Source organism: Pseudomonas sp. JAI120 (genome assembly GCF_014207255.1).
Taxonomy (GTDB): Bacteria; Pseudomonadota; Gammaproteobacteria; order Pseudomonadales; family Pseudomonadaceae; genus Aquipseudomonas.
On the sequence record NZ_JACHCZ010000006.1, the window covers coordinates 251519 to 262894 of the forward strand.

Consider the following 11376-nt stretch of genomic DNA (forward strand, 5'->3'; position numbering starts at 1 on the left):
CCTGCTGTCCAGTTCTGACCCGGAGCGCGATCCCGTTAGTCATGGACGGGCTGGAGGAGTGATGTAAGCAATGAGATGGACGCCCCCGCCCATAATCGTATTGCTGCGCCAGAGTGGATGGGGATCGTCTGGCCAAGTCATCTTCCGACGCACCTCCAGCCGTTCGGCCAGCACCTTTGAAAGACCAATTTCTTATTTTGACTACAGCGTTGCCTTCATTGCCCGGTGATGGGTGACCGTGGGCGCCAGCCTGGCGGGCATAGAGGGGTAGACACATCGGTGTATCCGACGAAATCAAAGGACTCAGTTCGTAACTCGTCGCTTTCGACGATTCGACCGCCGAGGGATTTCCGCATGCTCGATCTCACGTCTAAAGCCAATTGGAAAGGTGTCTCCAACATGAAGATCGTTGCCGCCGTTATGCGCTCGTCCAATGCACGCTTCGAACTGGAGTCGATCGAGTTGGATGCGCCTCGCGCCGACGAAGTCCTTGTACGCATTGTCGGTGCGGGTGTGTGCCATACCGATCTGGTTGCCCAGGAGGGATATTTTCCATTGCCTATGCCGGCCGTTTTCGGGCACGAAGGGGCGGGTATCGTTGAGCAGGTCGGATCAGCTGTGACCAAGGTCCGGCCGGGAGATCGCGTCGCGTTGACCTTCAATTCCTGCGGCCAGTGTTCGTGCTGTCTCGCCGAATCATCGCCTTACTGCAAGTTGTTTACGCCGCTCAATTACTCCGGTGCGCGCATGGACGGTTCGAAGACCCTGCGTGGAAAAGACGGTGCCATCTCTGGCAGTTTTTTCGGACAGTCGTCATTTGCGTCTTATTCGATTGCCAGCGAACGTAACGTCGTCAAGGTGCTGGATGGGGTACAGCTTGAGTTCGCGAGTGTCCTGGGCTGCGGAGTCCAGACCGGGGCCGGCGCGGTGATGCGTTCGATGGTATGCCGGCCACGCAGCTCGTTGATGGTGCTGGGAGGCGGTGCCGTAGGGTTGAGTGCCGTTTTAGGTGGGGTAGTCCAGGGTTGCAGCACGATCATTGTCGTCGAACCGCTGCAGGGCCGCCGAGAGCTGGCGCTCAGTCTCGGTGCAACCCATGTCATTGACCCGGCAGCCTGTGACGATCTATCCAGCGCGGCACGTTCGATTTGCCCTGACGGCGTTGATTATGTACTCGATACGAGCGGGCGCCATTCCGTCGTGTCGGCAGTACCGCGGATCCTCGCAGCACGCGGTACTTTCGGGTTTGTCGGAGTGCCCCCTGCAAACGAACGCGAGCTGTCGTTGCCCGGTACGCTGCTGCAACTGATGCGTGGAGGTTTTACCTACCGAGGCATCATCGAAGGCGACAGCGAACCGGACGTATTTTTACCGCAACTGATGGAGCTCTATCTGGCGGGACGTTTTCCGTTCGACCGGATGATCAAAACGTATCCACTTGCGCACATCAACGAAGCGATTGCCGATCAACATCGCGGCCTTTGCACGAAAGTCGTTTTGCTTCCCTGAACGCCTCGCCTAACGGCGAGGCGCCAGTTCAGCGATTGTTTCAATATTACTAAGGGCTTCATTTATGGACACTCGGCACGCGTTTCACATGTTGATTGATGGCGCACTGGTAGACGGGGATTCGCAGTTTGGAATCGTTGATCCTGCAATTGAACAAGTATTCGCTCAGGCGCCGGATTGCAGTCGTATCCAACTGGATCATGCGGTCGCAAGTGCGCGGCGTGCCTTTCCTGGCTGGCGTGCCATTGATATCGAGCAGCGGCGGGCGCTGCTGGAACAAATGGCACCGAAGATTGAGGCGGCCCGAGATGAACTGGCGAGGTTGTTGACGCGAGAACAAGGTAAACCCCTGTTGTCTGCACAACGTGAGCTGGAGAGTCTTGTTCGATTCATGCGTGGTCAGTGCAAGCTCACCTTGATGAAGGACGTTGTTAACGAGGATGGGCCAGAGCGTCGTAGCATTACCCGACGTGTTCCAATTGGCGTTGTAGCAGCATTAGCGCCATGGAACTTTCCAGTATTGCTGGCCTGGTGGAAGGTAATTCCGGCGCTTCTGGCAGGAAACACCCTGGTGTTGAAACCATCGCCGCTGACGCCTCTCACTGCTTTGCGCATCGCTGAATTGTTGGCTGACGTCCTTCCCCCCGGTGTGCTCAATGTTGTGAGTGGTGGTGATGACCTGGGACCATGGCTAAGTACGCATGTGGGGATCGACAAAGTCAGCTTTACCGGGTCCACCGAAACCGGTAGGCGTTTAATGGCAGGCGCGGCCCCCACATTAAAACGCTTGACGCTTGAGTTGGGCGGTAATGATGCCGCTATCGTGTTGCCTGATGCCGATATTGAACAGCTGATCCCTTCCTTGTTTTGGGGCGCATTCGCGAATAGCGGCCAGGTGTGTGTGGCGGCCAAACGCTTGTATGTGCATCGCAGCTGCTACGATGCCGTCCGTGATGGACTCATGGCTTATGCGAAAAGCGTTGTAGTCGGCAGTGGGTTGGACCCCCTTAGCCAACTAGGCCCCATTCAGAATGAGCGACAGTATCGTCGGGTCCTGGACTTAATCGATGATGCTCGCCGCACCGGTCTTGACATTTGTTTTCAAGGCGCCATTCCCTCGGGCCCTGGATACTTCGTACCGGTTACATTGATCGATAATCCCCCTGATGACGCACGAGTGGTGACGGAAGAAGCCTTCGGACCGGTGCTCCCTCTGCTGCGTTACGACAGCATCGATGAAGTCATTGACCGCGTTAACGATAGCCCGTTCGGCCTTGCAAGTTCGATCTGGGGACGCGACGAAGCACTCGCACTCCACATTGCCGGGCGTATCAATTGCGGAACGGTATGGATCAACGAGTCGATGTATCTATCACCTGATGCACCCTTTTCAGGGCATCGCCAATCGGGTGTGGGAGTAGAGCATGGTGTGGAGGGGCTGCTGGCCTGCACGCAGCCTCAAGTGATCACACTCAAGCGTCGCTAGTTAGTTGCTCTCACTACTCCCACCAACGCAGAGCGTCGATTGAAGTGTTGTGCGCCGCGCGGAGGCTGGGTGTTTCACACGTTAACTTTCATTAACGGGAAAACAGTCATCATGAATTCTACGAATTATGAATTGCCTGCCGACTTGGCCAGCCAGTTGGTTGACGCACGAACCTATGCAAACGTGGACCATCTACATGCACTTTATGCAACGGCGCGCGCCGAATACCCGGTCGCACGTGCAAATGTGGAAGGATATGAGCCGTTCTGGGTAATCAGCAAATACGCTGATGTCGCGGCCATCTCACGAGATAGCAAGCTGTTTCATAACGGTGATTACTCTGTTGTTTGCCGTCCGAAATCGGCCCTTGAACACGTTATTGCGACTACAGGAACTCCGCATTTTGTGCGAGCGTTGACACACATGGACGGCGACGAGCACAAGAATCTCCGCGCGCTGACACAATCATGGTTCATGCCTAACAGTATCCTCAAGCTGGATGGGCGAATCCGGAAGCTGGCAAGCGAAATCGTCGAGAAGATTCGGCAGCAGGAGGGTCAGCGGATTGATTTTTCGACTGATTATGCACTGCACTATCCATTGCACGTGATCATGGACATTCTCGGCGTTCCGCAAGAGGACGCTCCTCGAATGTTGATGCTGACCCAGGAGTTTTTCGGGAGCGAAGATTCCGACCTCAAGCGCAAGAGCCCAGGTGAGAGTGACTCGAGCGGCGCCGCGATGGGGAAAGCCATGATGGCTGTTGTCGAAGACTTCAAGGTTTATTTCGAACAGTTGACCGAAGATCGCCGGAAGAATCCACGTAACGATATCGCAACGTTGCTAGCGAATGCGCAGGTGGATGGTCAGCCGATCGACGAGGTTGCTCGTCTCGGCTACTACTTCATTATCGCTACGGCCGGCCATGATACGACTTCATCCTCGACCTCTGTGGCAATGTGGGCATTGAGCCGGTTCCCTGAGTTGTTGCCACGCCTGCAGGCTGATCTATCGCTCATTCCGCAATTCATCGACGAGGCGCTGCGCTTCGCATCCCCTGTGCGGCATTTTATGCGGACGGCCACTGCTGATACCGAGATTCGAGGACGTGTCATCCGCAAGGATGATTGGCTCATGCTCTGCTATGGCTCTGCAAACCGTGATGAAGAAGTCTTTCCGGAGCCTTTTAAATTCAACATGGATCGTAAACCGAACCGACACCTGGCGTTCGGAATCGGTAACCACGTGTGTCTCGGCCAGCATCTGGCGAAGATGGAAATGCGCATTTTATTCGAGGAACTTATCCCCAAGCTCCGGCAGGTCGAACCAGCTGGAGAAATGGACTTTGTAGCGTCCAACTTCGTTGGCGGCCCCAAGCATCTTCCAGTGCGTTGTCTGATGCGATAACGCTCATAACCCGTAATAGCCGAAAAGACCAATAAAAAAGAGGAATGCTGTCGTGAATACAGATAGCACTATGTTTGTGAAGGTTGCTCGTCGGGTCCAAGAGACTCCGGATATCATTAGCATCGAGTTGTGTGCTGAGGATGGAGGAACGCTGCCAGCCTTCGAAGCAGGGGCGCACATTGATGTTCACGTTTCAGCGGGCGTTGTTCGGCAATACTCACTCTGCAATGCTCCCTCGGAGCAGCACCGTTATGTGATTGGCGTGTTGCGCGACCCAGCATCACGAGGGGGATCCATCGCCATTCATGAAGGGTTTACCGAAGGTTACCGGGTGGAGATTGGCATGCCGCGCAATCATTTTGCGTTACTTCCAGGCCGCAGCAGTATTCTCATTGCCGGCGGCATTGGCGTCACCCCCATCCTCTGCATGGCAGAGGCGCTTCACGCTCAGGGGCGCAACTTTGTGATGCATTATTGCGCTAGAAGTAAACAACAGGCCGCGTTTCTTGAGCGCATACAGCATTCGTCATTTGCATCCCGTATCGCGGTCCACTTCGATGATGAAGCACCGCTACAAAAACTCGATCTCGACGAGTTGATTGCGCAGGCTCGCGAGGATGACGATTTCTATGTCTGTGGTCCGAGCGGGTTTATTGATTGGGTTTGCGCTTCAGCCGAAAAAGCCGGAATTGCGAAACATCGCATCCGGTTTGAATACTTCAATGCAAAGTCCGTTGATACATCACATGATCAACCATTCCAAGTACAAGTCGCCAGCACAGGGGAAGTGTTCGATATTCCAGCCGACCGCTCGATAACCTCCGTGCTATCTGAGGCGGGGGTCGATATCTATACGTCTTGTGAGGAAGGAACTTGCGGTACCTGTGTGACGCGCATCATCAAAGGTGTGCCGGACCACCGTGATGTATTTTTGACCGATGATGAGCATTCCGCGGGAGATGTGTTAACCCCGTGCTGCTCTCGCTCTAAATCAGAAATGTTGATACTGGATCTTTAACGGTAGGCGCATCGCCCGTGGAGTGTTGTGAATCTTTACGCAGGTCCGTCGGATGGCGTGTGGTCCGTGAACGGCAGGACAGCGCCATACCTTTTCAGGCATCACGCAGAGAGGAGTGGGAATATATGACGATGCGTGCTGATGCGTGGGAGGCTGACTGGCAGCCAATGATCACTGCCATCGGGCGAGATTTCGATGATCTCCCGGTCGTTTTTGTGGCAGATCGAATTGAGCGTAGTGCCGTACGCCGATGGCTTGAGCCGCTGGAGTTTGACTGCGCACTTCACTTCGACACCGATGTGGCCCGGATGCATGGCTATAAAGATCTCCTGGTACCTAACGCTGCTCTTTCGACCTTTGCCCTGGCCCCTATGTGGCGGCCGGGAGAGGTTCTCTTCACGGATGATGCGCGCGATGCCCAACCATCGAAAACGCCTTTGTCGGGAGTCATGTGTGACCTTGAGCCAATAACCACTGCTCTTTTTGTCACGGATCTTGAAATTGATTACTTGCTGCCAGTGACGGTGGGCGACCGTCTGCTCAAGCGAGGGGCCAGGCTGATCGCTTGTATTCCAAAGGAAACCAAGGTAGGACGAGGCGCCTTTATCACCTGGCAATCAGAACTGTTCAATGACCATCTCGAAGTGGTTGCTCGCAGTCGCACTACTTATTTTCGTTATAACCCACATCCGAGATCATGATGATGGAACAACGATATTGGGAAGAAGTCATTGAAGGAGAAGAACTCGCCAGCCTGTCGTTTCCACTCACTGTCTATCGATTGGTGATGGCTGCCGGTGCTAGCCGGGATTTTAATTCTATCCACCACAACAGCGAATTTGCGAAATCCACCGGGGCGCCAGAGATGTATGCGAACAACTACTTGCTACAAGGTATGTGGGAGCGAGCGGTGCGGCAATACATTGGCAATGGGGGGGTAATCCGGCAGCTACGTGGGTTCCGTATGCGCAATTTCAATACGGTAGGCGACACTGTTGTCGTCAAGGGCCGCGTTGTACGCAAGTGGTTGGAGGGTGTCGGGTTAGTAGAACTTGAGATCTGGTCGGAAAATACTGGCGGCGTCTCTGTCGGGCCAGGGCGAATAATCGCCATGCTGCCCACAGAGCGACAGCATAGAGCTGACTCGCTGGCGGGTCGCCGGCCAAGCTTTTCTGAAACGTCACCGCATCCAGTACCTGATTAGGTATTTACCTATTTACGTCGGCCGCAGGGTCGCAGAACGCCTCAATGGGGCGTTTTTTTTCGCCACGCAAGCGACAGGCGTATAAGCGCTGTTACCTATGTTGATCCTGTGCCTGATGCCGGCGAACGGTTGAAAGCCAAACCGCAGATTGTCGACGCAGAGTTTGTTCTGAGCTCGTCGGAAGCGACGATTCGACGTGAAGCATCAGGCGCCATGCTGGCCACCGATGAGTCATAGGTATCAACGAACGGTGTGGCGCCGATTGCGATGGCAATGATGTCAGGGGAACCTTCAGGGAGTGATTTCGCGTTCATTCTCTTAGTGCATCGGAGTGCTGCTCTATCGTGCTCCTGACCGGTTTTTTGGAGAAACTTTATGAAACCTTCCCTTTTGAACGATCTGCGGGTAGTTGATATGACGACCGTTATTTTCGGTCCGTATTGCACGCAGATTCTGGCTGACTTGGGTGCTGACGTCGTCAAAGTAGAGCCAGATAAAATAGGTGATGCTTCGCGCAACATAGGTAAGTCCGCTAAAACCGCTTACATGGGGCCCCTTCATCTGCGACTTAACCGGGGGAAACGTTCGGTAGTCTGGGATTTGAAGAGTTCACGCGGCCGCGAAGCGTTTGAACGCTTGCTTGCCAAGAGCGATATCTTTATTCACAACATTAGGCCGGATGCTGTCGGGCGCGCCAATCTAGACTACGAAACGGTGCGTAAATTACGTCCTGATATTATCTACGTGCACTGCACAGGGTTCGACACAGTAGGCCCGTACAGCGGGAGGCCGGCTTATGACGATATTATTCAAGCGGCGTCCGGTGCCGCATCGTTACTGCCGCGCGTTGACGGTAATCCCGCTCCGCGCTTCATACCGATGGCGTTCGCAGACAAAGTGTCAGGGCTGCACGCCGTTTATGCAGTAATGGCGGCCGTCATTCACCGTATCAGGACCGGAGAAGGGCAGTACGTGGAAGTCCCCATGCTCGAGTCGATTGCCAGCTTCAATCTGCTGGAGCATCTCTATGAGCGTACCTTCGATCCAGCCATTGGCAGTACGGGTTACGCCCGCCAGCTTGATCCTTCTCGTCAGCCAATGCGGACGAAGGATGGGTACATCGTTATTGCGCCTTACCAGGATGGACGTTGGCTCAAATTCCTCGAGCTCAGTGGTTTGTCCCATGTCCTTGAAGAGCCAGGCTTGACGACGCTCATGGAGCGTCGTACCAACGCTGATCGACTGTATCGCTACATGGCACAGGTTCTTCCAGAGAAGACCACCGCCGACTGGTTGGCCTTGCTATCGGAACACCAGATCCCTGCAAGTAACGTCAACACGATCGATGATTTACTCGACGATCCGCAGCTTAAGGCGTCCGGCCTTTTTACGCTTCGCGAACATCCGACCGAGGGGCGTTATACAGAAGTAGGTCAGCCAGTGCGTTTTTCCGCGGTTGAAAGAGTTGCGCTAAGGGATGCCCCAACAATCGGACAACACACTGAGGAAATAAGTCGGGAACTGGGCCTTGATTGGCAATGATTTGGTTATTGGTTAATCCGTTTGACGTTAAAAATGGTCTCTGAAGTCGATCGCTGCGGGATGGTTAATCTTGCGAAGTTAAGGCTTCGCCAAGGTGAGTGTCTGCACTTTTAGTCGCCATTGATTGCAATAAAAAAAACTGGTGTCGCTAAGCACTTGGTTGTCACCGGTGAATACCGGAGGGCAGAGCATAGGGTTTCTCAAGAAAATAAGTATAAGAGGAGAGACGTTCATGATGGTGAATCATTCAAAAATTAATAGTAGTTTTGGTGCGGTCTTCGTATATTTGGCATTCAGCCAAAATTGCATGGCCGTGCAGTTTGATTTGAGCGAGACGTGGCGTGCTCAGATAGACAGTAGCGTTAGCGTAGGATCGGCCTGGCGTACCCAGTCGCCGAGTAAACTCTTGTATACACGACTCAATGGGGAACGCGTCGGGAGGTCAGGTGGGTTGGCGACCGTCAATGTGGACGGTGGTGACTTGAACTATTCTCGCGGTGATCGTTTTTCCACTCCCTATAAATTATTGTCGGATATTCAGATCACCAATGGACAATATGGCGGACTGCTTCGTATAAAAGCGTGGTATGACGACGCATTAGAAAATAGTGGTGTCCATTCGGGTAGCCAGGCGAATGGTTACAAAAAAGGGGGGAATTTGGATGATAGTGGCGCAGCGAGACTTGCCCGCTATAAAGGTATTGAAGCGCTCGACTCTTATGTGTGGGGAAAATTTGCCACCGGAGGGGGAGAAACTGAAGTACGCGCAGGCCGGCAGTCGATACCTTGGGGCGGGAGCCTGTTCTTTCAAGGAATAAACCAGGTTAATCCAGTCAATTTCTCTGCCTTGCGCAAACCGGGCGCGGACTTGCAGAAGGAAATGTATATTCCTATATGGTCTCTCTATACGAAATTTACCTTTGCAGGAGGGGGGGCTGTTGATGCATTTTATCAACTGAAATGGCAGCCCAGTGTTTTTGATACCTGTGGACCTTACTGGGTATCCTTTGAAATGGGACTTTCTACCAAGGCCGGCGGTACTTGCCAAGGCGCTGCACTTCTGCCGGGCAATACCTCGGAAGCTCAATACAGAGATGGAAACTACTTACCGCTTGGAGACGGTCGAGAGGGCAGTGACAGTGGTCAGTTCGGCATTGCCTATCATTATCCGCTTGAGTTGATTAATACAGAGATTGGTCTTTACGCCATGCAACTGAACTCTCGGATGCCCATTATCAGTGCGCGCACCGGCGATGATCCCCCTGGTGCGCTGTTGAATGGTCCTAAATCGGTAGAAAATATTGGCTTGCGACCGGCAGAGGGCTTTTGGGAGTATCCGGATAATATCCGCATCTTTGGTATCACTACAAAATCAAAGGTTCGCGGTTGGGCGCTGGGAAGCGAGTTAAGCTACACCCCTAATCAGCCCGTCCAGAGGAATGCAAATGATATTGTAATGGCGCTTTTTCAAGGGACTGGCCCCCTTGGGCAACAATCAATAATTGCTCGAGATTCGGGTGTTGGCGTGGATGTTGGCGGTTACGACAGATTGAAAAAAGCTCAGTTTACAGTCAATGCCGCGACTGCACTTCCGGCCATGTTATATGCGCAAAAAGGAACGTTCGCCAGCGAGGTCGCCGTTCAATATGTTGATGTGGGTGACAGCTTTACAGGCATTCGCTATGGGCGTGGATTTATTTATGGCAGTGGTGCACATGAGAGCTTAGGTGGAGGCCACTGCTTGACTGGTAATACACAGCCCGATGGGTGCCGAGACGATGGGTATGTGACGAAATACTCATGGGGGTATCGGTTGAAAGGGCAGCTTGATTACTCTGTAAGTTATATTGCAGGACTTTGGGTTTCCCCAAATGTATATTTCGCCCATGACGTTAGTGGTTTTTCAAGTGATGGTCAGATGGTTGAGGGGCGTAAACAGCTTGGTCTTGGTGTTAAGTTTGCTTATCAGTCGCTAACGATGGATGTGAGTTATGTGAATTTTTCTGATAGTGCTAAGTACGACACCTTTAGGGATCATGATTACGCAAATGCAGCACTGACCTATAAATTTTAAGTGGTTCGGAAAATTAACCTTTTAGCATAGGGTTATGAGATGGGGCGATTCAGAACGCTTGTCCGGCTGGATACGAAAGAAGCTCAATCGCTTGGTTTGGGACTGTAGTGGTCTAATGAAACCGGACACCCATTTAGGCGAGAATGCTCGCCAGAACGAGGTGTAAGATGACCAAACAACGCCTTACCTTTTCCCCTGAATTCAAGCGCGAGGCTGCCGACCTCGTTCTCAAGCAGGATTACAGCTTCATTGAGGCCAGCCGCTCGCTTGGTATCGGCGAGTCGGCTTTGCGCCGATGGGTCGACCAAGTGCAGCAAGAACGCACGGGCGTCACCCCGCAGAGCAAAGCGCTGACCCCGGAGCAGCAGAAAATCCAAGAGCTGGAAGCCCGAATTGCTCGCCTTGAGCGGGAAAAATCAATCTTAAAAAAGGCTACCGCGCTCTTGATGTCGGAAGATCTCGAGCGTTCGCGCTGATTGACCAGTTGAGCATCCACGAGCCGGTTGATTGGCTGTGCAAGGTGTTTGAAGTGACCCGCTCCTGACCACGTCTGGTGTGGCGGTATCACTTATATCTGGGCTCAAGGGAAATGGCAGTATCTGGCGGTTGTGCTAGATCTTTTTGCCCGCCGTGTTGTGGGTTGGGCGTTGTCGGGAAAGCCGGATGCCGACTTGGTCATCAAGGCCTTGGACATGGCTTACGAGCAGCGAGGGAAGCCTCAAGGTTTGCTGTTCCACTCCGACCAGGGCTCGCAATATGGAAGCCGGAGTTTTCGCCAGCGCCTTTGGCGATATCGCATGCATCACCGAGGCAGCCATACGGCAGCTCACCATTGCGTATGGCGTCTAAAATCCTTTCGACAGCGATGTGAAGATTGGGCCATTGGGGAAAGAGGGTTGCAAGGTTTTCAGGACGAGACCAATCCGCCTGGATAATTTGGGCTTCGTAACGAGTGAGATTGCACCAGCGCAATGCTGCATCTATAGGACGATAGAAGGTTTTCGTATTCGCATTGAAAACATAGACGCTCATCTGCAGCGGACCTCCATTCCTAATGGATAGGTCTCTCACCGACTATTAATAAATAACTAGCCAATCACGCTAGCCGTTTCCTCGGCAGACCAATTCGGCGAGGT

At 53.2% G+C, this 11376-nt stretch carries 8 protein-coding genes and 1 pseudogene; all 9 read left to right on the forward strand.

Going from position 1 to position 11376, the window contains the following annotated elements; translation table 11 throughout:
- Positions 1–354: 354 nt before the first annotated feature.
- A complete protein-coding gene (locus HDC32_RS26960) occupies positions 355–1509 on the forward strand; it encodes an NAD(P)-dependent alcohol dehydrogenase (protein ID WP_260403752.1) in 1155 nt (384 codons plus the stop codon).
- Positions 1510–1597: 88 nt separating this feature from the next.
- The gene (locus HDC32_RS26965) at positions 1598–2995 is read left to right on the forward strand and encodes an aldehyde dehydrogenase family protein (RefSeq protein ID WP_218571049.1); all 1398 of its coding nucleotides are present in this window, start codon (positions 1598–1600) and stop codon (positions 2993–2995) included.
- Between the two features lie 111 nt (positions 2996–3106).
- A complete protein-coding gene (locus tag HDC32_RS26970) occupies positions 3107–4402 on the forward strand; it encodes a cytochrome P450 (RefSeq protein WP_184746156.1) in 1296 nt (431 codons plus the stop codon).
- A 70-nt stretch (positions 4403–4472) separates the two neighbouring features.
- Complete coding sequence (locus HDC32_RS26975) at positions 4473–5420, forward strand: PDR/VanB family oxidoreductase (RefSeq protein WP_184746250.1); 948 nt, start codon at positions 4473–4475, stop codon at positions 5418–5420.
- A 125-nt stretch (positions 5421–5545) separates the two neighbouring features.
- On the forward strand, positions 5546–6121 hold the full coding sequence (locus tag HDC32_RS26980) for a MaoC family dehydratase N-terminal domain-containing protein (RefSeq protein ID WP_184746157.1): 576 nt from the start codon (positions 5546–5548) through the stop codon (positions 6119–6121).
- Entirely contained in the window at positions 6121–6624 is a 504-nt protein-coding gene (locus HDC32_RS26985; protein WP_256663588.1) for a MaoC/PaaZ C-terminal domain-containing protein, read from the forward strand. The genes HDC32_RS26980 and HDC32_RS26985 overlap by 1 nt, the downstream gene beginning before the upstream one ends.
- Positions 6625–6999: 375 nt before the next feature.
- Positions 7000–8166: a CaiB/BaiF CoA-transferase family protein gene (locus HDC32_RS26990; RefSeq protein WP_184746159.1), complete on the forward strand. Its 1167-nt coding sequence runs from the start codon at positions 7000–7002 to the stop codon at positions 8164–8166.
- Positions 8167–8398: 232 nt separating this feature from the next.
- The gene (locus HDC32_RS26995; protein ID WP_184746161.1) at positions 8399–10240 is read left to right on the forward strand and encodes a DUF1302 domain-containing protein; all 1842 of its coding nucleotides are present in this window, start codon (positions 8399–8401) and stop codon (positions 10238–10240) included.
- 167 nt (positions 10241–10407) lie between these two features.
- Positions 10408–11040: pseudogene (locus HDC32_RS27000) on the forward strand (DDE-type integrase/transposase/recombinase); the annotation flags it as partial.
- Positions 11041–11376: the final 336 nt, after the last annotated feature.

Bases quoted from the DNA above. Each gene is read 5' to 3' on its own strand.
- HDC32_RS26970 (WP_184746156.1), top strand. From the start codon at position 3,107: ATGAATTCTACGAATTATGAATTGCCTGCCGACTTGGCCAGCCAGTTG.
- HDC32_RS26975 (WP_184746250.1), top strand. From the start codon at position 4,473: ATGTTTGTGAAGGTTGCTCGTCGGGTCCAAGAGACTCCGGATATCATT.
- HDC32_RS26985 (WP_256663588.1), top strand. From the start codon at position 6,121: ATGATGGAACAACGATATTGGGAAGAAGTCATTGAAGGAGAAGAACTC.
- HDC32_RS26995 (WP_184746161.1), top strand. From the start codon at position 8,399: ATGATGGTGAATCATTCAAAAATTAATAGTAGTTTTGGTGCGGTCTTC.
- HDC32_RS26960 (WP_260403752.1), top strand. From the start codon at position 355: ATGCTCGATCTCACGTCTAAAGCCAATTGGAAAGGTGTCTCCAACATG.
- HDC32_RS26965 (WP_218571049.1), top strand. From the start codon at position 1,598: ATGTTGATTGATGGCGCACTGGTAGACGGGGATTCGCAGTTTGGAATC.
- HDC32_RS26980 (WP_184746157.1), top strand. From the start codon at position 5,546: ATGACGATGCGTGCTGATGCGTGGGAGGCTGACTGGCAGCCAATGATC.
- HDC32_RS26990 (WP_184746159.1), top strand. From the start codon at position 7,000: ATGAAACCTTCCCTTTTGAACGATCTGCGGGTAGTTGATATGACGACC.